The following is a 23,810-nucleotide window of genomic DNA, read 5'->3' as shown; positions in this document are numbered from 1 at the left end:
TGGACCCCAGGATTATGGGTCAAGTGTATTATGTCAATCGTATTGGAACAGTCCCGGGGTACGAGGGAGGGGCCGGCGATGCCGAAACAGGTGGATCACCGCGAACGCCGCGAAGCGATCGCCCGCGCACTGTGGCGGGTGGTGGAGCAGCGCGGCGTCACCCAACTGACGATGCGCGTGGTGGCGCAGGAGGCGGGCATGTCACTCGGGCAGCTGCAGCACTACTTCGCCTCCCGGACCGCCATGCTCTCCTTCGCCATGGACTTCGCGTCCGAGCAGACCTCGGTGCGCGTACACCAGGGGCTCGAAAAGCTCGGTGACCGTCCGCACCCCCGTGACGTGCTGCGACTGACGCTCGCGGAAATGCTCCCCCTGCATGCCGACGCCCGCGCGACCAGCCGGATGAGCGCCGCCTACGTCCTGGAGGCGCTGCACGACGAGGCCGTGCACGAGCAGGCGCGCCGCGGCCTCGTCCAGGGGCGGGCCCTCGTCGAGCGGTTGGTCCGCCAGGCGATCGCCGACGGGCACATCGACTCCGGCCGCGACCCGGCGACCGAGACCAACCTGCTCCTCGCCCTCACCGGCTTCACCTCCCTCATCGAACTCGACGTGATCGAGCCCCAGGACGCGCTCGCCGCGATCGACGTGCATCTGGACCGGCTGTTCAGGAGTACGTGACCTGCCCCCGGACACGGGGGCAGGGGGGGACAAGATCAGCTCTAGTCCGGCCGCTCCCCGGCCTGGTGCCATCTGACCGGCCACCTCTACCTCGGCACCGCGCCCGGCAACGACCGTCCCATCTACGCCCTGAGCGTCCGCGCCGACGCCCGCCGTACCGTGCCCCATGCACCGTGGCGGTCAACCACCGACCGACCCTCACCCAGCTCCATGTTCGCGCGGCCTCTTGATCTGAGCGGGTTACCCGTGAAGATCGATCATAGAAAGATCGTCGGTGCCCCGTTGCCGTGCCCGTTTGATCACGCTGACCGCCTGCGAACGGCGGCGGCTGAAGAAGATCGCTACCTCCCATACCGCCGGCTACCAGCTCGTGGTCCGGATCCGGATCGTGCTGGATGCCGCGCATGGCTACTCCAGCAACACGATTGCCCAGCGTCGTGGGGTGACGGTGGACACCGTGCGGTTATGGCGGGGACGCTACCGCAGCGAGGAGGGCGTCAATAGCCTGACGGATCGTGTCGGGGCCCCAGGGCCTGCGTGTCTTGACGTCGGCGGTGCCCGCCCAGAGGTCCACGACGGGGGCGCCGCGGTGGTTGACGCACAGCGCCGCGCCACGGTCATCGCTCTTGCCGATGATGTGCCCGAAGGTCTCGGCGACGGCGGCGAAACGCGGTTCCAGCATGGTCAGGGCCTTCCTACGTACAGGGCCTCGATCAGGCCGCGGACCCGGAAGTCGCCGCCTTCCAGCAGTTCGGAGCCGCGGTTGGGGACGTAGGCGAACGCCAGCCCGCGCTCGGGGTCGGCGAACGCGAACGAGCCGCTGGCGCCGCTGTGCCCGAACAGCCCGGCGATCTCCTCCGGCGCGGGCCACATCGGGCCGCCGGGCAGCGCGAACCCGAGCCCCCACGACGTGCGCACCCGCAGGATCTCGTCGATGCCGTCGCCGTGCGAACGCCGGACCTGGTCCATGAGCCGAGGGCTGAGCAGCCGGACGCCGTCCACCTCGCCGATCAGCGCGGCGTAGTAGCGCGCCAGCGAGGGGGCGGAGGCGACACCGTCCATGGACGGGCTCTCCACCTGGTAGGTGCTCGGGTCGTTCGTGGTGTCCCAGCCGACGGCGACGCTGCCGAACATCGAGCGGTACGTCAGCGTGGTGGGATCGCCTCGCCCCCAAGCTTCATGGGCGGCCACTGCTCTGGCCGGTTGCCATCCGACCGGTCGGTCGATATTGTCATCTCGCCTCTACCGACCGGTCGGTAGAGGCGAGAAAGGAATCTGCCATGACCCATGTCCAAGGCACCGTCGCCCCCGGTTTCGAGGCCGTCCGCGAGGCGTTCGAGCGCAACTTCACCGACGGTGGGGAGGTCGGCGCCGGGCTCGCCGTCTACCGGCACGGCCGCCCCGTCGTGGACCTGTGGGGCGGCGAGGCCGACCCGGGCACCCACCGCCCCTGGACCCGGGACACGATCGCCGCCATCGCCTCCACCTGCAAGACGTTCGCATCAGGCGCGCTGCTGCGGCTGGTCGAACGCGGCGAGGTGGACCTGGAAGCGCCCGTCGCGCGCTACTGGCCCGAGTTCGCCCAGAACGGCAAAAGCGCGATCACCGTCCGCACCCTGCTCGCCCACCGCGCCGGACTGCCCAGCATGCACATGCGTCCGATCACCTGGGAAGACCTGCGCGACTGGACCCCGATCACCGAGACCCTCGCTGCAGCCGCGCCGGAATGGCCGCCCGGCACCCGGCATGGCTACCACGGCGTCACCATCGGCCACCTCGCCGGGGAGATCGTCCGCCGGGTGTCCGGGATGAGGCTGAGCGCGTTCCTCGAAGCGGAGATCACCGGCCCGCTCGGTCTCGATTGCTACGTCCGCGTGCCGGACGCCGCGCTGCCGCGGCTGGCGACGATGGTCCTGCCGGACGAGCAGGCCGTGCAACTCGGCATGCAGGTGCCGGAGATGGCGGACTTCGTCCAGGCGCTGGGCGACCCGGACACCCTGAGCTACCGCGCCTTCTACGGCAGCGTCACCCAGGAGTGGGACGACTCGAACAACCCGCGCACCTACCAGGTGGAGAGCCCCTCCATGGACGGTGTCGCCTCCGCCCACTCCCTGGCCCGCTACTTCGCCGCCATGATCGGCGAGGTCGACGGCATCCGGCTCTTCTCGCCCTGGCTGGTCGACAAGATCCACACCCCGCAGTCGGACGGCATCGACGAGCTTCTCAAGGTCCGCACCGCATGGGGGCTCGGCTTCCTCGTTCCCGGAGGGCCCTTCTGGCCCGCGCCCGAAGACCTCACGGGACTGTTCGGCGGTAGCGGGGCCACCGGCTCGTTCGCCTTCGCCGACCCCGAGCGCGGGATGGGGTTCGGCTATGTGCCCAACCGCGGCTCCGAGCTGCTGGAGGGCGGCGACTTCCGGGTCAAGTCGCTGGTCGAGGCCGTCTACAAGGCAGTGCTGTGAAGGCTCCGATCACCATCGTGCGCGACGCGGAGATGCCCATGCGCGACGGCGTCGTGCTGCGCGGCGACGTCTGGATGCCGGACGACGGGGGCCGCCGCCCCGCTGTCCTGATCCGCACGCCGTACGGACGGACGGGGACCAACAACGACTTCCTGCGCCCGCTGGAGTGCGTGCAGGGCGACTACGCCTGCGTCGTGCAGGACACGCGCGGCCGCGCGGGCTCCGACGGCGAGTGGACGATCTTCATGGCCGAGCAGGAGGCCCGCGACACCCACGACAGCGTCGAATGGGCCGCGGCGCAGCCGTGGTGCGACGGCAACGTCGTCATGGCCGGGGCCTCCTACCTCGGGATCGTGCAGCTGCTCGGCGCCGCCGAGCGCCCGCCGCACCTGCGCGCGATCGCGCCCGGGATGACCAGCAGCGCCGAACTCGACCGCGCCGCCGGCGGCGTCATCCGCGTCAACGAGGTCATGGCGTGGCTGGGGTTCATGGCCATGGACTGGCTGGAGCGCGAGCGGGCCGCCGGGCGACCCGCCGACCCCGCCGCCACCTACGAGCTGTGGGAGCTCGCCACCGACCCCGCCGCCGCCCTGCGCACGCTGCCGCTGAAGGACCTGCCGCAGTTCGCCGCCGTGCCGGGCTTCCCGCTCGACGTGGGGAAGATGCTCGCGTGCGGCACGCCGGCCATCGCCGAGTCGTTCGCCTACGAGGCCGTGGAGGTTCCCGCCCTGAGCGTCACCGGCTGGTTCGACAACCACTGCGACTCCACCATTGAGAGCTTCCTGCGCCTGCGCGCGATCCACGGCGACCGTCACCGGCTCATCGTGGGCCCCTGGTCGCACGACGGCCGGCTTGGCTACTGCCAGGGCGAGGTCAGCTTCTCCGCCCGCGGCGACGCCACGGTGCTCGGCCTGTCCGCCCAGCACCTGGCCTTCTTCGACGAACACGTCCGCGACACTCCGTCCGCGTCGCCCGCCGTCCAGTACTTCCTCATGGGCGCCGACGAATGGCGCGGCGCGGACCAGTGGCCGCCGCCGGGCGAGCTCAGGACGCTCTTCCTGGACGGCGACGGCAGGCTGGGGACGAGTCCTGCGCAGGACGAGCACCCGGACCACTACGCCTACGACCCGGACGACCCCGTCCCCACCCGTGGCGGCCGGGTGGTCAACCTGGGGCGGCTGGTGCCGGGGCCGCTGGATCGCTCCAGGCTGGAGGAGCGTCCCGACGTGCTCTGCTACACCTCGCCCGTCCTGGACGAACCGCTCGACGTGGTGGGCCAGGTGGCGGTACGGCTGTTCGCGGCGTCGTCGGCCCGCGACACCGACTTCGCCGCCAAGCTCGTCGACGTCTTCCCCGACGGCCGCGCGCTGGCCGCGGCCGGTGGCGTGCAGCGCGCCCGCCACCGGCACGGGCCGGATGTTCAGCAGTTCCTGGAGCCGGGAACGGTCGAGGAGTACACCATCGGTCTCGGCCACACCGCGTGGCGCTTCCCTGCCGGGCACCGTATCCGCCTGGAGATCACCAGCAGCGACTTCCCCGCCTATGACCGCAACATGAACACCGGCGAGCCGGTCGGCTCCGACGCCGCCGGAGTGGTCGCCCACCAGACCGTGCACCACAGCGTGCTGTCTCCGTCGCGGCTGGAGCTGCCGGTCCTGTCAGAAGGGCTCGGTCCGACCCCGTAGCAGGGACGGCGGGCGCAGGTGCTCGCCATAGGCGTCGGCCAGCTGGTCGGCGCGTTCGGTGAAGGCGCGCAGGCCGTACTGGTTGACGAACTGGAGCGTGCCGCCCGACCACGGCGCGAAGGCGAGACCGAGCACGCTACCGACGTTCGCATCGGCGCTGGAGGTCAGGATCCCGTCCTCCAGGGCGCGCACGCTCTCCAGCGCCTGGGCGAACAGCAGCCGCTCGCGCACGTCCCGCTCGGGAATGGGCCGGTCTCCGCCGAAGCGCTCAGCCAGCTCCGGCCACAGGCGCTTGCGCGCCTGATCGGGGTAGTCGTAGAAGCCGCCGCCCCCGGCCCGTCCAGGCCGGTTCATCTCCTCGACCATCCAGGTGAAGACGTCGTAGGCGGTGGTGTGGCCCAGCTCGCGGCCGTCGGCCGCCGCGTCCGCCTCGTTCTGGCGGCGCACCCTGAGCATGGTGGCCAGGGCGACCTCGTCGCTGACGGCCAGCGGGCCCACGGCCATGCCCGCCTTGCGGGCGGCGTTCTCCACGAGCGCCGCCGGCACGCCCTCCGCGAGCATGGTCGCGCCCTCGGCGGTGTAGGAGACGAACACCCGCGAGGTGTAGAAACCGGGGCCGTCGTTGACGAGGATCGGGGTCTTGCCGATCTGCCGGGCGAAGGCGAAGGCCAGGGCGAGGGCGGCGTCCCCGGTCCGCTCGCCGCGCACGACCTCCAGCAGGGGTACGCGCTCCACGGGCGAGATGAAGTGCAGCCCCACCAGGTCACCGGGGGCGGCCAGACCTGCGGCCAGCCCGGTGATCGGCAGCGTGGAGGTGTTGGAGGCGAGCACGGCGGTGCCGTCCTCGGCGCCGGCCAGCACGCGGCGCTTGAGCGCGCGGTCTTCAAGAACGGCCTCGATCACGAGGTCGCACCCGGCGATCCCGGTGCCTGGCCTGGCGAGGTGGTCGACGGCCGCGCCGCACCCGGCGGCGCTCATCCGGCCCTGGATGACCTGCCGCTTCAACCGGCGCACCACCGCGTCGTGCCCGCGTTCGGTCGCCTCCGGGCTCACGTCGGTGAGGACCACCTCGATGCCCGCCGCGGCGGCGACCGCCGCGATCCCGGTGCCCATCATCCCGGCGCCGATGACACCGAGCCGCCTTACTCCGGCGGTGGCTCGAACGCGCCGGGTGACCTCGTTGAGGCCGTACCAGTGGCAGCCGATCATGTTCTTGGCCACCTGGCCGGTGGCGAGCGCGACCAGGTGCCGGGTCTCGGTGCGCAGTGCGGTGTCGACGTCCACGCGTGTGGCCTCGGCGGTGCAGGCCAGGATTCGCTCCTGGGCGGGCTGGGTGCCGTGCGTCCTGGCGTACAGGCGGGCGGTGGCGGTCTCGAAAAAGCGCGCGGGAGCGGTGGGGGCCGGGTGACCGGGGGTGTCCCACGGTTGCGCGGCCTCAGGATGGGCGGCGATCCAGGCGCGGGCCTCACCGATCAGCTCGCGGGCCGGGACGAGCCGGTCCACAAGCCCGGCGTCGAGCGCGCGGCGTGGCGGCAGCCGTTCTCCGTCCATGAGCAGCGACAGGGCGGCGGCGGGACCCAGCAGATGTACGGCTCGTACCACCCCGCCACCGCCGGGCAGCAGCCCGAGCGTCACCTCAGGCAGCCCGAGGCGGATCGCCGGGTCGTCAGCGCACAGCCGGTGGTGGCAGGCGAGGGCCAGCTCCAGCCCACCGCCGAGCGCGGTACCCCCGATCGCGGCCACCACGGGCCGGCCCAGACGTTCCAGCCTGCGGAAGGTGTCCTTGGTCCGGTCGAGTTGTGCTGCGAAGCCGGCGGCGTCCGCCGGGGTGAGGGCGTGGACCTGGTCGATGTCGGCGCCCACGGCGAAGGTGGACTTCGCGGAGGCGACGATCACGCCGGTGACGTGCTCGCGCTCCGACTCCAGACGGTCGAGCGCCGCGGCCAGGGCGGTGCCGAAGAGGGCGTCGAGCGTGTTGACCGGGAGGTCGTGCCGGTCGAGCGTGAGCGTGACGATGCCGTCGTCGTCGCGATGGTAGCCGATCGCCATCACACGTCCCTCTCGATGATCGTGGCGATGCCCATGCCCGCGCCGACGCACAGGGTGGCCAGGCCGCGCCGCAGGTTCCGGCGCTCCAGCTCGTCCAGCAGGGTGCCGAGGATGATGCAGCCGGTGGCGCCGAGCGGGTGCCCGAGCGCGATCGCGCCGCCGTTGACGTTGATCCGGTCGGGGGAGAGGCTGAGGTCGCGGGCGTACTTGAGCACCACGGCCGCGAACGCCTCGTTGACCTCGAAGAGGTCGATGTCGTCGAGTGTGAGGCCGGCCTTGGCCAGCGCCTTGCGGGTGGCGGGGACCGGACCGGTGAACATCAGCGTCGGCTCGGTGCCGACCACGGCGGTCGCGACGATCCTGGCGCGTGGCGTGAGGCCGAGCCGTTCGCCCGCGGCCGCGCCGCCGATCAGCATGGCGGCGGCGCCGTCCACGATCTGGGAGGAGTTGCCCGCGGTGTGGATGTGCTCGACGCGCTCGACGTGGGGGTAGCGGCCGATGGCGACCGCGTCGAACGTCTCGCCGGCCTGGGCGAAGCTCGGCGACAGCCCGGCCAGCCCCTCCATGGTGGTCTGGGGTCTGATCGCGTCGTCGTGATCCAGTACGGCGAGGCCGTCCGGACCGGTCACCGCGACGAGCGAGCGGTCGAAGTACCCTTTGTCCCTGGCCCGTGTGGCACGGCGCTGCGACGACAGCGCGTAAGCGTCCACCTCCTCGCGGGAGTAGCCCTCCAGGGTCGCCAGCAGGTCGACGGCCACACCCTGCGGCACGTACCCGGTACGCAGCGCCGTCTCCGGATCGTCCATCCAGGCGCCACCGGTCGAGCCCATGGGCACGCGGGACATCGACTCCACGCCGCCCGCCACCACCAGGTCCTCGAACCCTGACCGGATCTTCATGGCCGCCAGGTTCACCGCCTCCAGGCCCGATCCGCAGAACCGGTCGATCTGGACACCGGGGGTGTCGAGGTCGAGCCCGGCCACGAGGGCGGCGATGCGGGCGATGTCGCTGCCCTGCTCGCCGACGGGGCTGACACAGCCGAGGATGACGTCGTCGACCTGCGGCCCGTCCAGGCGGTTGCGGTCAGCCAGAGCGCGCAGGACCTGCGCGGCGAGGTCGACGGGGCGGATGCCGCGCAGCGCGCCGCGTTTGCTGAGGCCGCGCGGCGTGCGCACGGCGTCGAAGATGAGGGCGTTCACAGTGCCGACGGTAGGAACGGCGGCGGAACCGGCCAATGACCCTGCCGTCCGTGATGTCTGACCCTGGCGTCCCCACGGCAGATGGAGGGCGCGCCCGTGATGGGCGCGCCGTTCTTACGGCCGGTAGGCGCGCGGGGTGGTGCCGGTCCAGCGTTTGAACGCGCGGTGGAACGCGCTCGGCTCCGAGAACCCGAGCCGCCTGCTCAACTCCTCGATGGACAGGTCTCCGCGGGCCAGCGCGGACACCGCGGCGTCCCGCCTGAACCGGTCGCGTACACGTTGGTAGGATGTGCCCTCGGCGCGCAGGCGGTGCCGTAGGCCGGCGGGGCTGACGGCCAGCCGGGCGGCGGCCGAGGCCAGGTCCGGCCCGCCCTCGGCGAGCACTCTCCTGACCTGCCCGGCGACGTCGCCGGAGTAGTCCCCGCGCTCGACCAGCTCGGCCGGGTAGCGCCGCAGGAACGGCGTCAGCGCCGCCTCGTCACGCAGCACCGGCCGGTCGAGCGCCGCCCGGTCGAACCCGATCGCGGGCCGCGCCCGCCCGAACAGGCACCAGCACCCGTAAAACGCGTCGTACTCCAGCACGTACGGCGGCCGCCCATGGGGAAACTCCGCCCGCCGCAGCTCCAGCCCACCCCCGACCAGCCAGCTGGCGAACCGATGCCACGCCCCCAGCACAAGCTCGACCAGGTGATCGGCAGGCTGCGGGAACCCGGTCAGCGTGAACTCCAGCCGCGCCTCCCGCCCGCTCTCCACCAGCCTGATCGTCACCCCGATGGCGAACAGGTCGTAGAAGGCGGCCCCACGCAGCAGCGCGGTGCGCAGGTCGTGGCCGTGCACGGCGAGCGCCGCCATGGTCGCGAAGGTGCCGAGCCGGCTCGGGGCCGGGCCGAACCCGAGCAACTCGTCGTCGAGGGCCGCCCAGAGGTGCCGGACCAGGCGGGCGTACTGCTGCGTGGTGACCGTGTGGGCCTCCGGCTCGATGCCCGATCGGGCCAGCGCCCGGCCGACGTCGAGGCCGCGGCGACGGGCGCCAGCAAGGCAGGCGTGCACGAGCCGTCCCGAGATCCGTCTGTTCATGTCGGCTCCTTTCTGCCACCATAATATGAATGAGTGTTCATACAGGGCAGCCCGTCATCGACATTTGTGACGGCGTCCATGACCCCGGCTCCTGGCTGGCGCTGCTGCGCGGGCTGTCGGCGGACGCGCCGCACTTCCTGGAGTTCCTGTCCGGAGCCATGAGCGTGGTGGCCGGCCTCGACCCAGCGCGCACCCGCGAACAGCTCGCCCGCGATCCCGCGCGGGCCCTCGCCGCGCTGGCCGACGGGCTGACCGTCGACCCCGGCGCCCACGCGGAACGGCTGCGCGCCGCCGGCGTCCGCCACCAGGTGCTGCACGGCTCCCATTACCGCCTGCCCGGCGGCGAGAGCGTGAACGACCGGGTGGCCGCGCGCGCTGCCCAGCACCCGGACCTGCTGAGCGGCTGGTGCGGCGTCGACGCGCGCGACCCGGCGGCGGCGGTCGCCGAGATCGACCGGTGTGTGGCGCTCGGCATGCGCGGGGTGGTCATGCTGCCCTTCGCCGCGGGCGTGCCCGCGGACGACCCCGCCAGTCACCTGATCTACCGGCACGTCGCCGGCCTGGGGCTGCCGCTGTGGCTGCACTGCGGGCTCAACCTGTCGCGCTCCAGTCCGATGACCACCCCGGCCGAGCTGGACCTGGTCGCCGGGCGCTATCCGCGGATGCCGGTCGTGGCCGGGCACGGCGGCTGGCCGTACGTGGGAGAACTGGTGGCGGTGATGATGCGCCAGCCCAACGTCTATCTCGACACTTCCGGGCACGACCCGCGGGCGATGGCGGTCCCCGGCTCCGGGTGGGAGCCGCTGCTGTTCCATCTGCGGGGGCCGCTGCGCCGCCGGGTGGTGTTCGGCAGCGCGGCCTGGACCCACGCCTCCACCCAGGAGCGCTCGATCGCCGCCGTGCGCGGGCTGGGCCTGGAGGAACGGCACACGCGGGCCTGGCTGCACGACAACGCGGCGGCTCTTCTCAGCCTGCCCCTGGCCATCTCGGCTCCGGATGCCTAATATGAATGAACGTTTATAGAGCAAGGAGTTCAATCTTGGCTGAAATCATGGCGTACGGGGGCTACCTCCCTGCGCACCGGATCCGCCGCTCGCGCATCGGGGAGGCGCTCGGCACCAGGCCGGCGACCGGCTCCAGGACGGTCGCCTCCTACGATGAGGACACCACCACCATGGGCGCCGAGGCGGCCAGGGTCGCGTTGCACGGCCTGCCGGGGCCGGAGGAGGTGCGGGGTCTCTACTTCGCCACCGCGGACCCGGTGTACCTGGACAGGTCCAACGCCGCCGCCGTACACGCGGTGCTGTCGCTCGACCCGTCCGTGCCCGCGGTCGACATGTGCGGTGCGGTGCGCTCCGGAGTCGGCGCCCTGCGGGCCGGACTGCACGCGGGCCCGCCCACACTCGTCGTCCTGTCCGACATCCGCGCCGGCCTACCCGGTGGCGCCGACGAGCGCGACGGTGGCGACGGCGCCGCGGCGCTCGTCGTGGGCACGGATGGAGAGGTCGTGGCGGAGTGGATCGGCGACGCGGCCAGAACCGAGGAGTTCCTGAGCCGCTGGCGCGCGCCTGGCGAGCAGTACTCCCGCCACTGGGAGGACCGCTTTGTCGAGGAGGTCCACGTGCCCGCCGGGCGGCTGGTGCTGGAGGAGGCGCTGAAGTCCGCCGGTCTGACCGCGGCCGACGTCGATCACCTCGTCGTCACCGGCGCGAGCAGGCGGATCGCCGCCGCGGTCCGCGCCGCCGCGGGCGTCGAGGAGCACGCGGCGGCCGACGACCTGCTCGACTCGGTCGGTGAGACCGGCACCGCCCACCTGGCACTGCGACTGGCCGCGATCCTGGACCGGGCGGGACCGGGTGAGGTGATCGCGCTCGTGGTCCTGACGGAAGGCGCCGACGCGCTCCTGTTCCGCACCACCGACCTGCTCGCCCACAGGCGCAGCGCCTGGCCGACGGCCGTCCAGATCGAGCACTCCAGTGACGAGCTGAGCTACGCCACCTACGTCACCTGGCGCGGATTCCTGCCGCGCGAGCCCATGCGCCGCCCGCTGCCACCACAACTCGCCGCCCCCGCCGCCCGGCGGATCGGCGCGTGGAAGCTCGGCCTCGTCGGCTCGCGCTGCGCCGCCTGCGACGCCCGCCACCTGCCGCCCCAGCGCGTGTGCGGCGCCTGCCGCGCGCTCGACCAGATGCGGCCCGACCCGGTGGCCGGCGTGCCCGCCACCGTCTCGATCGCCACCGTGGACCGGCTGGCCTGGTCGCCGAACCCGCCGCTGATCTACGGGACCGTCGACTTCGACGGCGGCGGCCGGCTGCAGTGCGAGCTCACCGACACGGTGCCGGACAGCGCGCGGACCGGGCTGCGGGTGCGCATGGCCGTACGCAGGACACACAGCCGCGACGGCGTGCACAACTACTACTGGAAGGCCCGCCCGGAACGAGGGGAGCAGTACTGATGGCCGACAGGGGAATCACCGACAGAGTGGCCGTGGTGGGCGCCGGATGCACGCGCTTCGGCGAGCGCCGTGACGCCGGGGCCGACGACCTGCTCATCGCCGCCGCCAACGAGGCCGCCGCGGCGGCGGGCATCGACCTGGCCGACGTGGACGCGTTCTGGCTGGGCACGTTCGGCTCCGGGCACGCGGGCACCGCGCTGTCCAAGCCGCTCAAGCTGGACAACAAGCCCGTCACCCGGGTCGAGAACTTCTGCGCCACCGGCTCCGACGCCTTTCGCAACGCCTGCTACGCGGTGGCCGCCGGCGCGTACGACGTGGTCATGGCGATCGGCGTGGAGAAGGTCATGGACTCGGGACAGGCCGGCATCCCGTTCTTCGAGTTCTTCGACGACGGTACGGTGGTGCCGCACACGCCGCCCGGCACCTTCGGCTACCTGGCCACCGGCTACGCGCAGCGGCACGGCGTGGCCGACGCCGACCTGCGCGCGGCCATGACCCACGTCGCGTGGAAGAACCACCGCAACGGTGCGCTCAACCCCCGCGCCTACTTCCAGCGGGAGATCCCCAAGGAGGTGATCGACCGGCAGCCACTGCTGGCCGGGAAGCTGAGCCTGCTCGACTGCGGCGGGCTGGCCGACGGCGCGGCCGCCGTCGTGATCACCAGAACCGAGGACGCGCGCCGCTACACCGGCAAGCCCGTCCTGGTGAAGGCGCTGGCCCTGGCGGCCGGCCCGGGTACCGGGACCATGGACCCGGGCCACGACTTCTCCTCCTTCCCCGAGGCGGTGGCCGCCGCGCGCAGCGCGTACGCGCAGGCGGGCATCCGCGACCCGCGGGCGGAGCTGTCCTTCGCCGAGGTGCACGACTGCTTCACCATCACCGAGATCGTCCTGATGGAGGACCTGGGCTTCTCCGCCCGCGGCACCGCCTGGAAGGACATGGTGGGCGGGGTCTTCGACCGCGACGGCGCGCTGCCGATCAACCCGGACGGCGGGCTGAAGGCGTTCGGGCACCCGCTCGGCGCCTCCGGCATCAGAATGATCTTCGAGAGCTGGCTGCAGCTGCGCGGCGAGGCCGGGGAACGGCAGATCGACAACGGGCGCACACTCGCGCTCACCCAGAACATCGGCGGCGATCCCGGCGAATGCGTCTGCCTCATCACCATCCTCGGCACCTGAGCTCCGGAGGTCTTCGCAGTGAGCAACAACGCGGTCATCGACATGGCGGGGGTCGTGCTCGACGCCGAGTCGTGGGAGTCGTACCTGAGCTGGTTCGCCGCCGACTGCCCGAACTACCTGCGGCTGTTCGGGCGGCGGTTCTGCGGCCTGGCGGGGGTCGAGTACGCGGAGTACCAGAGCGCGCTGGAGCGCGGACCGGACGAGGTGGTGCGGCTGCTGCTGTCCACCGGCCGCCTGGATGTGGACATCGACCGGTATGTGGAGGAGCTGGCCGCCGGTGGGGTGGCGCTGCAGGTGATCCACGGTGGCATGACGCCGTTGCGCTCGGGCGGCCTGCTCAACGACCGGGCGGCCGCCTTCGCCCGCCGCCACCCGGACCGGCTGCGCGCGTGGGCGGGGCTGAGCCTGCGCGACGAGCAGGCGGCGCTGAAGGAGATGCGCAGGTGCGTCGGTGACCTTGGCATGGGCGGGGTGTCGGTGACGCACTTCACCGACGTCGCCGACCCGCTCTCGCCCGCCAGCCGGGCGGTCTACGCCGAGGCCGAGCGCCTGAGCGTGCCGGTCTGGATCCACGCCGGGCACAACCTCTCGCCCCGGGTGCCCGTGGACCACTGTGCGTGGCGGCAACTGGACGCGATCGCGCGGGCCCACCCGGACCTGGTGATCGTCGCCGGTCACGGCGGCTGGCCCTGGATGATGGAGATGGTCGCGCTGTGCCAGCGCCATCCCAACGTCTACCTGGAGTTCTCCACCCACCGCCCGCTGCACATGGCGGCGGCGGGCTCCGGCTGGGAGCCGCTGCTGGCCCACGGCCGGGCCACGATCAGGAACAAGGTCCTGTTCGGCAGCGTCGGCTGGGTGCACGAGATGTCCGCGGGCGACCTGGCCGACGAGGTACGCGCGCTGCCGCTCGACGAGGACACTGTGCGCCGCTGGCTGTACACCAACGCCGCCCGCGTCCTGGGCACAGCGGCATGAGCACCGCCTTCGCCATGACCCCCGAGGCCGCGGAGTGCGTGGTGCCCCTGGTGCTGCGCCGCCGCGCCGAGGAGCGTCCCGGCGAGGTCTTCGTCGTCTTCGAGGACGGCGAGGCGTGGACGGGCGCGCGGGTCCTCCACGAGACCCTGGCCATGGCCGAGATCCTGCACGAGCACGGCGTACGGCCCGGCGACCTCGTCGTCTCCTGGCTGCCCAACGGACCGGACGCCCTGCGCACCTGGTTCGGGCTCAACGAGCTCGGCGCCGTGTACGTGCCGGTCAACACCGCCCTGCGCGGCAGGTTCCTGGAACACGTGCTGGCCAACTCCGGCGCCCGGCTCGCGGTCGTCCATCCCACCCTGGCGCCCAGGCTGGCCTCGGTGGAGACGGCGGCGCTGCGTACCGTACTGGTTCCCGGTCACACCGCGCCCGAGGTCGCCGGCCTCGACGCGGTGCCGGTCGGTGATCTCCCGGCCGCCCCGCGCCGGGTCTCGACTCACACGCCGCGACCCTGGGACACCTACGGCGTGCTCTACACCTCCGGCACGACGGGGGTGAGCAAGGGCGTGCTGTGCTCGTACGCGCACCTGTGGACGACGGCGGTGGCCGCCTCGGCCGGTGTCATCGGCGCGGGCGATCGGTACCTGGTCCAACTGCCGCTCTTCCACGGTGGCGGCACGATCGGCGTCGCCCTGGCCCTGTACGTCGGCGCCTCGGTCGCGGTGGTGGACGGCTTCGACACCCGCTCGTTCTGGGAACTGGTCCGCCGGACCGGCACCACCGCCTGCACGCTGCTGGGCGCCATGACCTCGTTCCTGGCCGCACGCGAGCCCGGACCGGACGACCGGGACCACCCGCTGCGTACCGTCTGCATGGTGCCGCTCGGGGAGAACGCCCAGGCCTTCGCCCGGCGCTTCGGCGTGGACGTCTACACGCTGTTCAACATGACCGAGGTCAGCACGCCGCTGCTGTCGGAGCGCAACCCGGACAGGGCGGGGGGCTGCGGCCGGGTCCGCCCCGGCGCGGAGGTGCGGCTGGTGGACGCGCACGACCGGGAGGTGCCCGACGGCGAGGCCGGCGAGATGATCGTCAGAACGGCCGCGCCTTGGGCGATGAACCACGGCTACCACGCGATGCCCGAGGCGAGCGCGGCGGCCTGGCGCAACGGCTGGTTCCACACCGGCGACGCCTTCCGCCGCGAGCCGGACGGCGAGTACTTCTTCGTCGACAGGGTCAAGGACGCCATCCGCCGCCGGGGCGAGAACATCTCCTCCTTCGAGCTGGAGACCGGCGCCGCCGCATACCCCGGAGTCAGAGAGGTGGCGGCCGTCGCGGTGCCGAGCGAGCACGGCGAGGACGAGGTGCTCGTGGTCGTGGCGCCGATCCCCGGCCAGACCCTCGACCCCGCCGGGTTCCTGGCCTTCTGCGTGGAGCACATGCCGCACTACATGGTGCCGCGCTATGTCCGCGTCGTGGCCGAGCTGCCCAAGACGCCGACGCACAAGGTGCGCAAGCACCTGCTGCGCGCGGCCGGGATCACCGCCGACACCTGGGATCGCGAGGCGGCCGGCATCCGGGTCAGGCGGGAGCGCCTTACGGCCGCCGACGGTTGACCCGCGGTCGGATCACGAAGAAGGCGCGGGTGCCGGCGGTCGCCTGATAATCGACCGTCGCGCCCGCGCCGATGAAACAGGCGGAACCGGCGGCGACCCGCACGAGCCGCCCGCCCCCTGTCACGGTCAGCTCGCCCTCGATGACGTAGAGCGTCTCGTCGTAGGTGAGCGTCCACTCGCGCAGGTGGCCGTCCGCGGGGAAGCGCAGGAAGCCCGCGGTGTCCGTGGGGAAGGACACCGCCAGGTTGCTGGCGAAGGGCACCTCGCGGTAGTCCGACGGGTCGTCGCCGAACAGCAGGACCTCGGTCATGATCTCTCCTCAGAGCCGGTCGAGGACCTCGCGGGCGCAGCGCTCGCCCGCCTGGACCGCGCCGTTCATCCAGCCCGTCCACCGGTCGGCGCTCTCCGTTCCGGCCCAGTGCAAGCCGCCCGCGGGCGCGTGCGGTGAGGGCCGCGCCGCGGTGAGCGCGCCGGGCCGCAGCCCGCCCTGGCAGCCGAAGATGTACGGCTGCCGCCGCCAGTCGGTCTCCAGGTAGGCCACCGGGTGGGCCGCCTTGGGACCCAGGCAGGCGGCCAGGGCGTCCAGAGTGGCGGCGCGCCGGACCTGATGGTCGCTGGAGAAGGCCGGAGGGTTGCCGCGGAAATGCCGCTCGGAAAAGGTGAAGGCGGTGAGCGCGAGCACCCCGGGCGAGCCGTCCGGCGGCGAGGCGTCCAGGAAGCCGGGCACCGCGCCCAGATCGGTGAAGCCGGAGCCCGAAAGCCCCTCGTTCCGCCAGAACGGCTCGTCGTAGACCACGTTGGTCTTGATGAGCGGCCCCTGCACCCAGCCGTCGGCCAGCGCCGTACGCGCGCGCGGCAGTCCGGGACGAAAGGAGACGGGCCCGGTCGCGGCCGGCCCGATCGCCATGATCGCCCGGCGGGCGCGCACGCGCAGGCCGGGTGTGCTGACCACGATGCCGCTCTCGTCCTGCTCGACCTCGCGGACCGGCTCGCCGAGACACACCTGCTCGCCCAGGTAGGCCGCCAGCGCGTCGGGCAGCGCCTGCGACCCGGCGGCGAACCTCAGGACGGAGTCCTGGTCGCGCAGCATCGACCGGATCCCGCCGCAGGTGGCGGTGGCGTGCAGGGCGTAGGCGAAGGAGATCTCGCCCGGTGGCGCGGCGAACCATGCGGAGACCGAGCAGTCGAACAACTGCCTGGCCAGCGGGTCGTGGATCTGCTCGTCCCGCCAGGCGGCGAGGTCGAGGGTGTCGAGGCGCGGGTCGTCGTGGTCGGTGCGCTCCATGGTCCTGAGCGCGCCGGCGTACTCGCGAACCGCGTCGTGCGGCAGGTCGGGCAGGCCGTCCGCGTACTCGAAGCGGCGGCCGCCCAGGTGGGCGACGCCGATGCCGTCCTTGAAGGAGGGGAAGAGCGCCGCGCCCAGCTCCGCCGCGAGGGTGAGGATCTCCCGCTGGCTCGCGCACACGTACATGGCGCCCGCCTCGGTGGGCTTGCCGCCGGTGAGGGGGATGTTCCACACGCGGCCGCCGACGCGCTCGGCCGCCTCCAGGACGACCGTGTCCACGCCGCCCGAGGCCAGCCGGTAGGCGGCGGTGAGGCCGGACAGTCCGCCGCCGACCACGACGGCGTCAGCGGTCTTCTCGATCAACCGAGGCTCCTCAATATGAACGATCGTACATGACTAGCTGACGGTTATTTGACCAGGTATTGTCTGTCTTGATGGCAGCATGCTATACAAACGTTCATACATTTTCCACCGTTTGGGAGAGCGATGACGGCGAAGCTCCCACCCCGCGAACAGTGCGTGCTCCCGCTGCTTCTGCGGGAGCGGGCACACCAGGAACCCGACCGGCCCTTCGTCGCCTTCGCCGACGGGACGGCGTGGACATACGGGAACGCCTGGGACGAGACGCTCTCCGCCGCGAGCGGCCTGCGATCACTGGGTGTGCACGCGGGCGACCACGTGCTCGTGTGGCTGCCCAACGGACCGGAGATCCTGCGCGTGTGGTTCGGCGCCAACCAGCTCGGCGCCGTGTTCGTCCCCGTCAACACCGCCTACCGTGGCGACATCCTGGCGCACGTGCTCACGCTCGTGCGGCCGAAGGTCGTCGTCGTGCACGCGGACCTGGCCGGCCGGCTGGCCGGCCTTGACCTGGCCGGGGTGGAGCACGTCGTCGTGGCCGGCGGCCCTTGCGCGCCGCTGCCGGGGGTCGGCGCACACGGCGTTGCCGTACTGCACCCGAAAGTCGCCGAGACCGTCCAGACTGCGCAGGCCGCAGCGGACTCGTGCCCGGCCCAGCCCTGGGACCCGTACGCGGTGATCTTCACCTCGGGCACCACCGGTCCCTCCAAGGGCGTGATCTCCTCCTACGCGCACCTGTGGGCCACCGTCACCGCCGTCGAGGAGCACCTGTCGGCCGACGACCGCTGCCTCACCAGCCTGCCGATCTTCCACGGCGGTGGGCTGCAGGACATCGCGGGCGCGCTGGTCGTGGGCGCGTCCGTGGTGCTGGTCGAGTCCTTCGACACGAGCTCGTTCTGGGACGTCATCGAGCGCACCGGCGCCACCTGCTGCACGCTCCTCGGCGTCATGGCGACCTTCCTGCTCAAGCAACCGCCCCGGCCGGGCGAGCGCGACACCACGCTCCGGCTGGTCTACCTGGTCCCGCTCACGGACAACGCGGGGGAGTTCGCCCGCCGCTTCGGCTGCGACATCCTCACGGTGTTCAACATGACCGAGGTGAGCGTGCCGCTCGTCTCCGAGCTCAACCCGGCCACGCCGGGCAGCTGCGGCCGGCCGCGGCCGGGAGTTCACGTACGCGTGGTCGACGCCCACGACCAGGAGGTCCCGCAGGGGGAGATCGGCGAGCTCGTCATCCGCACCGACCTGCCCTGGGCGATGACCAGCGGCTACCTCGGCGCCCCCGAGGCGACGGCGGCGGCTTGGCGCAACGGCTGGTTCCACACCGGCGACGCCTTCCGCAGGGACGAACACGGCGACTACTTCTTCGTCGACCGGATCAAGGACGCGATCAGGCGGCGCGGGGAGAACATCTCCTCCAGCGAGGTCGAGGCGGAGATCCTGCGCCATCCGGCGGTCCGGGAGGCCGCGGCCGTCGCGGTGCCGAGCGGGGACGGGGAGGACGACGTGCTCGCGGCCGTGGCGCCCGTGGACGGCGCGCGTCTCGACCCGCGCGACCTTCTGGAGTTTCTCCTGGAACGGCTCCCGCACTTCATGGTGCCCAGGTACGTGCGCGTGCTGGGCGAGCTGCCCAAGACCCCCACCAGCAAGATCGAGAAGCGGCGCCTGCGCCGCGAGGGCGTCACGCCCGACACCTGGGACCGCGAGGCCGCCGGGCTCAAAGTCCGCCGCACCCACCTCAAACAAGTATGAACGATTATTCATGGAGATGCTGATGCACACCCCACTGCGCGACCGGGTCGCGCTGATCACCGGCGGCGCCGGCGGGATCGGCGCCGCCACCGCGCGCAAGCTCGCCGGGCAAGGAGCCGCGGTCGTCGTCGCCGACCGGGACGCCGTGGCCGCGGAACGCGTGGCGGCCGACCTGCGCGACGAAGGCCTCGACGTGCGCGCGGCAGCGATGGACCAGACCGACCCCGAGCAGGTCGAGCGCGTCTTCACCGCGGCGGTGGAAGCTCACGGCAGGCTCGACATCTGCTTCGCCAACGCAGGCTGGGGCCGCGTCGACGCCTTCCTCGACCTGCCGCTGGACACCTGGAACCGGCACGTCGCGGTCAACCTGACCGGCACCTTCCTGGTGTGTCAGACCGCCGCCAGGCACATGGCCGAGGGCGGCCGCGGCGGATCGATCATCGTCAACTCCTCCAACGGCGCGATCGCCCCCGCCGCTCTGTTCTCCGCCTACTGCGCCACCAAGGCCGCACTCAACATGCTGGTCCAGGTCATGGCCGGCGAGCTCGGCGGCCACGGCGTGCGGGTCAACGCGGTGATGCCGGGGGTCACGGCCACCGCGATGACCAAGGATCTGCTGGAGCAGGGCATGGACCGGCTCATCGAGGCGCAGACGCCGCTTGGCCGGGTCGGCCGCCCCGAGGACGTGGCCGCCGCGGTCGCGTTCCTCGCCGGGGACGACAGCTCCTACATCACCGGCGCCGCGCACCTCGTGGACGGCGGCGCCACCCACAACGTGCCGCGCTGGTTCACCACCGACTACCGGCGCCGCGGGCGGACCGAATGGCGGCTGCGCCACCTGGAGACACCGATCACGGAAGGAGGCGGGGCATGACGGGAACGCTGGCCGGCCGTACCGCATTGATCACGGGAGCGGCACGCGGCATCGGCGCCGCCATCGCCACGCGGATGGCGGCGGAAGGCGCGCACGTGGCCCTGTGCGACCTCGACGCCGAGGGCGCGCGGGCGACGCTCGCGCGGATCGAGCACGACGGCGGGAAGGGGATCGTCCAGGAGGCCGATGTCTCCGACGCCGACGCGGCCAAGGCCGTCGTCGCGCAGGCGGCGGAACGGCTCGGCGGCCTCGACATCCTGGTCAACAACGCCGCCACCGGCGCCCGCGCCAAGATCCGCGACTACACGCTGGAGGACTGGGACCGGGTGCTCGCGGTCAACCTGCGCGCCCCGTTCGTCCTCAGCCAGGCGGCGCTCGACCACCTCGCGCGCTCGGGCGCGGGCGCGATCGTCAACATCTGCTCGGTGGCCGTGATCGGCTTCTTCGGGCAGATCGCCTACGACGCCTCCAAAGGCGGCCTGCTCTCGCTGACCAGGGCGCTCGCTGTCGAGCTGGGCCGCAGCGGCATCCGCGCGAACGCCGTCTGCCCCGGCTTCGTCGACACCGCGATGGCGGAGCACGGCAACCTCCGGGAAATCGCCGCCAAGCAGACGGCCACCCAGCCCATCGCCAGGATCGGCCGGCCGGAGGAGATCGCGAACGCGGTCTGCTGGCTGGCCTCCGAGGAGGCCCGCTACGTGACGGGCCAGGCCCTCTTCGTCGACGGCGGCTGGGTACGCGCCTAGCGCGCCAGCACCATCCGGCAGGCCAGGTCGGCGTGGAGCCCGGCCAGCTCCTCGTCCTTGACCGCCGGGAACGGGCCGAAGAACTCGGTCGCCCGCAGAACCAGGTTGACGATCGCGGTGGCGGTGAGCTTCGTCGCGTCACCGCGCATGGCGGGCAGCTCGAAGACCCCCGAACGCACGCCGTGCTCCAGCGTGCGCTCCAGCCTGGTCCGCAGGCCGCGGCGGCGCTCGACGATGACCGCCCGCTGGGCCTCGGGCAGATGGACGTACTCGAACGTGGCGATCATGGCCGAGGCGCGGTGGCGGGCATGGAAGAGGGCCGAGGCGTACGCCAGCGCCCTCAGCTGGCTCTCCGGGTCGGCCGCCGCGGCCGCGGCCGCGTCGTTGAGCATCCGCTCACCCTCGCTCGTCGCCCGGCTGACCAGCGTGAACAGGACCTCTTCCTTGGAGGGGAAGTGGTTGTAGAGCGCGGCGGGCGTCAGGCCGCTGGCCGCCGTGATGTCCCTGACGCTCGTGCCCTTGAAGCCCTGGGTGAAGAACAGCTCCTCCGCGGCGGCCAGGATGCGCTCCGCGGGCGGCTTCTTGGCGGGCGTCGCGACAGTGGCGCGCGAGCGAGGCGGCACGGACTCTCCTCAGATTCCTGGATGACCTCTTCATCGTAGTGCATAAACGTTCATACAGGAGGCCTTCGCATGCCGACGCTACTCGTTCTGCTCGCCGGGGTACTGATCTACACGACGCTCGGCTCGGCCATCGTGCCCGGCCTCGCACGCTTCCAGGCCGATCTCGGCGCCTCGCCGTCCGCCGCCGCGTGGCTGTTCACCGGCTTCCTCCTCGCCGCCTCGATCGCGACCCCGGTCGCCGGGCGTCTGGGCGACATGTACGGCAAGCGGCGCGTGGTCACCTGGACCTTCGCCATCATGGCCGCCGGCGCCCTGGTGTCGGGCCTGGCCCCGGGCCTGCCGTTGATGATCGCCGGTCAGCTCCTGCTGGGTGTGGGAGCCGGGATCTACCCGCTGGCGTACGGGCTGGCCCGCGAGGTTCTGCGGCCGCGCTCCGTCGGCGTCGCCATCGGCACGATCGGCGGCGTGGCCACCGCGGGCGGGCTCATCGGCTACCTGGTCGGCGGCGTCCTGGCCGATGCCTTCTCGCACCGCTGGCTGCTCGGCGCCGGGGCGGCGATGCTCGTCGCCACGGTGGCCGCGCGGTTGGTCATCCCCGGCTCCGACCTCCGCCTCGGCGGCGCGCTCGACGTCGGCGGGGTCGTGCTGTTCGCCGCCTCGGTAGTGGCGCTGCTGCTGGCGGTCACCTACGCGGCCGACGACGGCTGGCTGTCCTGGCGCGTCACGCCGCTGCTCGCGTTCGCCGTGGCCGGCGCCGCCGGATGGATCCGGTATGAGTCCCGCCATCCGCGACCGTTCGTCGACATGGCGCTGCTGCGCCGCCGGGTGGTGCTGGCGCCGTCGCTGAGCGCTTTGGCGGTCGGCTTCTCCAGCGTGGTGGTCTTCGTCGTGGTTCCCCAGCTGGTGACGCTGCCCATCGAGACGGGGTACGGCTTCGGCGGCACGACTGCCCAGGCCGGCCTGTACCTGCTGCCCACCGCGCTGGCCTTCCTCGTCGCCGGCCCGGTCGCCGGGGCGCTGGAGCGGGCCCTGCCGCCCCGTGCCGTGATCATCGGTGGCGGTCTCATCATGGCGTTGTCCGTCGCTGCGCTGGCGCTGTGGCACCGCGAGCCCTGGCAGCTGGTGACCGCCAGCGCCGTCATGGGAGTCGGGTACGGCCTCACGTTCACCGCCATGACCAGCCTGATCGTCCGGGTGGTCGACCCGGGCGAGACCGGGGTGTCCACGGGCATCAGCACCCTGGCCAGGACACTGGGGGAGACGCTCGGCAGTCAGGCCGGACTGTCGATCCTGGCCGCTCGCCTCGACCCCGCGACCGGCGTACCCGGTGAGGCGGGCTTCGGCTTGGCCTTCGCGCTCGGGGCGGGTGCGGCGGCACTCGCTCTGGTCGGCGCGCTCGCTGTACCCGGCAAGACGTGACTCTCCGAAGGCCGACGTCCGGCCTTCTGGGGGTGTGTGTGCCTGCCGAACATGTCAATCCGGCCAGGTTGTCAACGGCCGAGTGCGCGTGGGTCTGGCCACTTTCGCGAACCGCTCCTCTCAGAAGCGCTTCGTGTAGCGGGTGCCCCGGTAGTAGATCTTCACGCCGTCGGGCTCGGAGGTGGGCCGCCTGGTCCAGGAGCGTCGTTAGCTGGGCCCAGGCGGTGATGTCGTCTTGGCGGCCGCAGGTCCAGGACGGGGTCGTGGTGCGCATCCGCCAGGAACGGTATCGCTGCAGGTTCTCCCGTAGCGTGTCCGCCGCAGCGGCGACCCGCTGGGGGCCGTCCGGGGCGGACAGGCCCAGCTGGCCGTCGATGCCGGCCCGGTAGATCCGGGCGTCGATGCGGTCGGGGTCGACCGCGGGTGAGGTCGGTAAAGCGCTGCCGGCAGTCGCGGAGCCGGTCGGCCATCGTGGCGTAGTCCGCTGTTGCAGCGCGGTCCGGATATCGGCCAGTGCGAGCTCGAAGGCCGCGTCACGGAAGAGGCGGTCGAAGGGCAGGCATCGCTCGAGGGCCTCGCGCAGGCCAGCCGCGGGGTGGTGGGCGTCCATGATGCCCAGCAGCCGGGCAGAACTGATCGTCTGTGACAGCGCCAGCTGGACGAGGAAGTCGACGGCCTCAGCCCCGATAAGAGCAGCGGCGGGGTCGTCGCCGGCGTCCTGGGCGTCGGTGAGGCGGCGCAGAAGGGTTTTGGTCAGCCGGACGCCCAGGGCGCGCGCCAGAGCGGGGCGATGGGTGAGGGCGTCGACGGCGCCGGCGAAGGCCGCGTGCCGGGTCGTGGCCGCCAGGCCCGCGAGGAGGAGGTCGTGAAGTTCCGTCTCATCGCCCGGCTCGTGCTCCAACTGGTGGGCGAGCGCCAGGACGAGGTGGTCGAGGAAGGGCCCGTTGGTGAAGTAGGCGGCCGAGGCCAGGACCTCGTCCTCGCCTCCCAGGTCGGTCAGGGTCGGCCCGTTGCGGCGGGCGTCGGCCGGGACGCTGCGTGCCCATACGGTGATGCGTTGATCCATGGGGTCCATGCTGTCCCTCCCTCCTGTCCTGCCGGGCCTGGTGGCGTTGTGACCCTAGAACAGTTCGCGGCCGTTGACGCCCGTCACGATACGGTCCTTCGGCGGTGGGGGCGTCGATGAGCAGGTGGCCGGGATGAGAGACGATGCCCGGCGGCGTCCGACCCGGACCATCCCGACGACCGACACGATCCTCATCCGGAGCCGGTCAACGGGGCTGAAGGACGTCGAACCGGCCACCGCCGGTGACGACCACAGGCCGCCCATCGACCTCCGCCACGGCCACGCGCTCGGCGATGAGGGAGGGCTCGGTGACG

Annotated in this window: 21 protein-coding genes; 14 read left to right on the top strand and 7 right to left on the bottom strand. The window is 72.2% G+C overall.

The genetic code is table 11. The features are described from left to right. Window positions 1-78 precede the first annotated feature (78 nt). A complete protein-coding gene (locus AB0I15_RS63300; protein WP_358119392.1) occupies window positions 79-678 on the top strand; it encodes a TetR family transcriptional regulator C-terminal domain-containing protein in 600 nt (199 codons plus the stop codon). A 274-nt stretch (window positions 679-952) separates the two neighbouring features. After that, window positions 953-1,453 carry a helix-turn-helix domain-containing protein gene (locus AB0I15_RS63295; protein ID WP_358119389.1) on the top strand — a complete coding sequence of 167 codons (501 nt, stop codon included), beginning with the start codon at window positions 953-955 and terminating at the stop codon, window positions 1,451-1,453. On the opposite strand, the gene AB0I15_RS63290 is transcribed toward AB0I15_RS63295, so the two are convergent. Then, the gene (locus AB0I15_RS63290; RefSeq protein WP_358119386.1) at window positions 1,363-1,812 is read right to left on the bottom strand and encodes a serine hydrolase domain-containing protein; all 450 of its coding nucleotides are present in this window, start codon (window positions 1,810-1,812) and stop codon (window positions 1,363-1,365) included. The two genes, AB0I15_RS63295 and AB0I15_RS63290, sit on opposite strands and share 91 nt — an antisense overlap. Window positions 1,813-1,958: 146 nt before the next feature. Between AB0I15_RS63290 and AB0I15_RS63285 the strand changes: the two genes are divergently transcribed. Both AB0I15_RS63285 and AB0I15_RS63280 read left to right on the top strand, forming a co-directional pair. Continuing rightward, window positions 1,959-3,140 (top strand): serine hydrolase domain-containing protein, encoded by a 1,182-nt coding sequence (locus AB0I15_RS63285; protein ID WP_358119384.1) that lies wholly within the window; start codon window positions 1,959-1,961, stop codon window positions 3,138-3,140. After that, window positions 3,137-4,825, top strand: a complete 1,689-nt coding sequence (locus AB0I15_RS63280) for a CocE/NonD family hydrolase (RefSeq protein ID WP_358119381.1) — start codon at window positions 3,137-3,139, stop codon at window positions 4,823-4,825. The genes AB0I15_RS63285 and AB0I15_RS63280 overlap by 4 nt, the downstream gene beginning before the upstream one ends. Here the strand turns inward: AB0I15_RS63280 and AB0I15_RS63275 are convergent. The 3 genes from AB0I15_RS63275 to AB0I15_RS63265 all read right to left on the bottom strand — a co-directional run bounded on the left by AB0I15_RS63275 (window position 4,799) and on the right by AB0I15_RS63265 (window position 9,150). Continuing rightward, window positions 4,799-6,874: a 3-hydroxyacyl-CoA dehydrogenase NAD-binding domain-containing protein gene (locus AB0I15_RS63275; RefSeq protein WP_358119379.1), complete on the bottom strand. Its 2,076-nt coding sequence runs from the start codon at window positions 6,872-6,874 to the stop codon at window positions 4,799-4,801. The genes AB0I15_RS63280 and AB0I15_RS63275 overlap by 27 nt on opposite strands. Next, window positions 6,874-8,073, bottom strand: a complete 1,200-nt coding sequence (locus AB0I15_RS63270) for an acetyl-CoA C-acetyltransferase (protein ID WP_358119377.1) — start codon at window positions 8,071-8,073, stop codon at window positions 6,874-6,876. The genes AB0I15_RS63275 and AB0I15_RS63270 overlap by 1 nt, the downstream gene beginning before the upstream one ends. Window positions 8,074-8,187: 114 nt before the next feature. Beyond that, on the bottom strand, window positions 8,188-9,150 hold the full coding sequence (locus tag AB0I15_RS63265) for an AraC family transcriptional regulator (protein WP_358119374.1): 963 nt from the start codon (window positions 9,148-9,150) through the stop codon (window positions 8,188-8,190). 29 nt (window positions 9,151-9,179) lie between these two features. Between AB0I15_RS63265 and AB0I15_RS63260 the strand changes: the two genes are divergently transcribed. From AB0I15_RS63260 to AB0I15_RS63240, 5 genes are read left to right on the top strand one after another with little or no spacing between them, the layout of a single operon-like run. Continuing rightward, window positions 9,180-10,154, top strand: coding sequence for an amidohydrolase family protein (locus tag AB0I15_RS63260; RefSeq protein WP_358119372.1), 975 nt, complete (start codon window positions 9,180-9,182; stop codon window positions 10,152-10,154). A 35-nt stretch (window positions 10,155-10,189) separates the two neighbouring features. After that, window positions 10,190-11,605 (top strand): OB-fold domain-containing protein, encoded by a 1,416-nt coding sequence (locus AB0I15_RS63255; RefSeq protein WP_358119369.1) that lies wholly within the window; start codon window positions 10,190-10,192, stop codon window positions 11,603-11,605. Continuing rightward, a complete protein-coding gene (locus AB0I15_RS63250; protein ID WP_358119366.1) occupies window positions 11,605-12,783 on the top strand; it encodes an acetyl-CoA acetyltransferase in 1,179 nt (392 codons plus the stop codon). Before AB0I15_RS63255 ends, AB0I15_RS63250 begins: the two co-directional genes overlap by 1 nt. An 18-nt stretch (window positions 12,784-12,801) precedes the next feature. Continuing rightward, on the top strand, window positions 12,802-13,761 hold the full coding sequence (locus AB0I15_RS63245; protein WP_358119364.1) for an amidohydrolase family protein: 960 nt from the start codon (window positions 12,802-12,804) through the stop codon (window positions 13,759-13,761). After that, a complete protein-coding gene (locus tag AB0I15_RS63240; protein ID WP_358119361.1) occupies window positions 13,758-15,374 on the top strand; it encodes an AMP-binding protein in 1,617 nt (538 codons plus the stop codon). Before AB0I15_RS63245 ends, AB0I15_RS63240 begins: the two co-directional genes overlap by 4 nt. Here AB0I15_RS63240 and AB0I15_RS63235 read toward each other — a convergent pair. Together AB0I15_RS63235 and AB0I15_RS63230 are read right to left on the bottom strand one after the other, a co-directional pair. Further along, window positions 15,355-15,684 carry a cupin domain-containing protein gene (locus AB0I15_RS63235; RefSeq protein ID WP_358119359.1) on the bottom strand — a complete coding sequence of 110 codons (330 nt, stop codon included), beginning with the start codon at window positions 15,682-15,684 and terminating at the stop codon, window positions 15,355-15,357. The genes AB0I15_RS63240 and AB0I15_RS63235 overlap by 20 nt on opposite strands. 9 nt (window positions 15,685-15,693) lie before the next feature. Continuing rightward, entirely contained in the window at window positions 15,694-17,022 is a 1,329-nt protein-coding gene (locus tag AB0I15_RS63230; protein ID WP_358119357.1) for an NAD(P)/FAD-dependent oxidoreductase, read from the bottom strand. 123 nt (window positions 17,023-17,145) lie between these two features. Here AB0I15_RS63230 and AB0I15_RS63225 point away from each other — a divergent pair, with 123 nt between their 5' ends. From AB0I15_RS63225 to AB0I15_RS63215, 3 genes are read left to right on the top strand one after another with little or no spacing between them, the layout of a single operon-like run. Beyond that, the gene (locus AB0I15_RS63225) at window positions 17,146-18,768 is read left to right on the top strand and encodes an AMP-binding protein (RefSeq protein WP_358119354.1); all 1,623 of its coding nucleotides are present in this window, start codon (window positions 17,146-17,148) and stop codon (window positions 18,766-18,768) included. A gap of 22 nt (window positions 18,769-18,790) precedes the next feature. Continuing rightward, window positions 18,791-19,642 carry an SDR family oxidoreductase gene (locus tag AB0I15_RS63220; protein WP_358119351.1) on the top strand — a complete coding sequence of 284 codons (852 nt, stop codon included), beginning with the start codon at window positions 18,791-18,793 and terminating at the stop codon, window positions 19,640-19,642. Then, on the top strand, window positions 19,639-20,388 hold the full coding sequence (locus AB0I15_RS63215) for an SDR family NAD(P)-dependent oxidoreductase (RefSeq protein ID WP_358119349.1): 750 nt from the start codon (window positions 19,639-19,641) through the stop codon (window positions 20,386-20,388). Before AB0I15_RS63220 ends, AB0I15_RS63215 begins: the two co-directional genes overlap by 4 nt. On the opposite strand, the gene AB0I15_RS63210 is transcribed toward AB0I15_RS63215, so the two are convergent. Beyond that, window positions 20,385-21,011 (bottom strand): TetR/AcrR family transcriptional regulator, encoded by a 627-nt coding sequence (locus AB0I15_RS63210; protein WP_358119346.1) that lies wholly within the window; start codon window positions 21,009-21,011, stop codon window positions 20,385-20,387. The two genes, AB0I15_RS63215 and AB0I15_RS63210, sit on opposite strands and share 4 nt — an antisense overlap. Window positions 21,012-21,080: 69 nt before the next feature. Between AB0I15_RS63210 and AB0I15_RS63205 the strand changes: the two genes are divergently transcribed. Beyond that, window positions 21,081-22,430, top strand: coding sequence for an MFS transporter (locus tag AB0I15_RS63205; protein WP_358119344.1), 1,350 nt, complete (start codon window positions 21,081-21,083; stop codon window positions 22,428-22,430). Between the two features lie 487 nt (window positions 22,431-22,917). Beyond that, the gene (locus AB0I15_RS63200) at window positions 22,918-23,076 is read left to right on the top strand and encodes a hypothetical protein (RefSeq protein WP_358119342.1); all 159 of its coding nucleotides are present in this window, start codon (window positions 22,918-22,920) and stop codon (window positions 23,074-23,076) included. The last annotated feature ends 734 nt before the right edge of the window (window positions 23,077-23,810 follow it).

The organism is Nonomuraea sp. NPDC050643 (assembly GCF_040654715.1).
In the GTDB taxonomy this organism is placed as follows: domain Bacteria; phylum Actinomycetota; class Actinomycetes; order Streptosporangiales; family Streptosporangiaceae; genus Nonomuraea.
The sequence above is the reverse complement of the archived record's forward strand: the minus strand, read 5'-3'. Positions and strand labels throughout refer to the sequence as shown.

Excerpts from the sequence above, each read along its gene's own strand:
- AB0I15_RS63240 (WP_358119361.1), top strand. The coding sequence starts at position 13,758 with ATGAGCACCGCCTTCGCCATGACCCCCGAGGCCGCGGAGTGCGTGGTG.
- AB0I15_RS63250 (WP_358119366.1), top strand. The coding sequence starts at position 11,605 with ATGGCCGACAGGGGAATCACCGACAGAGTGGCCGTGGTGGGCGCCGGA.
- AB0I15_RS63215 (WP_358119349.1), top strand. The coding sequence starts at position 19,639 with ATGACGGGAACGCTGGCCGGCCGTACCGCATTGATCACGGGAGCGGCA.
- AB0I15_RS63225 (WP_358119354.1), top strand. The coding sequence starts at position 17,146 with ATGACGGCGAAGCTCCCACCCCGCGAACAGTGCGTGCTCCCGCTGCTT.
- AB0I15_RS63290 (WP_358119386.1), bottom strand. The coding sequence starts at position 1,812 with ATGTTCGGCAGCGTCGCCGTCGGCTGGGACACCACGAACGACCCGAGC.
- AB0I15_RS63265 (WP_358119374.1), bottom strand. The coding sequence starts at position 9,150 with ATGAACAGACGGATCTCGGGACGGCTCGTGCACGCCTGCCTTGCTGGC.
- AB0I15_RS63285 (WP_358119384.1), top strand. The coding sequence starts at position 1,959 with ATGACCCATGTCCAAGGCACCGTCGCCCCCGGTTTCGAGGCCGTCCGC.
- AB0I15_RS63220 (WP_358119351.1), top strand. The coding sequence starts at position 18,791 with ATGCACACCCCACTGCGCGACCGGGTCGCGCTGATCACCGGCGGCGCC.
- AB0I15_RS63300 (WP_358119392.1), top strand. The coding sequence starts at position 79 with ATGCCGAAACAGGTGGATCACCGCGAACGCCGCGAAGCGATCGCCCGC.
- AB0I15_RS63260 (WP_358119372.1), top strand. The coding sequence starts at position 9,180 with ATGAGTGTTCATACAGGGCAGCCCGTCATCGACATTTGTGACGGCGTC.
- AB0I15_RS63205 (WP_358119344.1), top strand. The coding sequence starts at position 21,081 with ATGCCGACGCTACTCGTTCTGCTCGCCGGGGTACTGATCTACACGACG.
- AB0I15_RS63275 (WP_358119379.1), bottom strand. The coding sequence starts at position 6,874 with ATGGCGATCGGCTACCATCGCGACGACGACGGCATCGTCACGCTCACG.
- AB0I15_RS63235 (WP_358119359.1), bottom strand. The coding sequence starts at position 15,684 with ATGACCGAGGTCCTGCTGTTCGGCGACGACCCGTCGGACTACCGCGAG.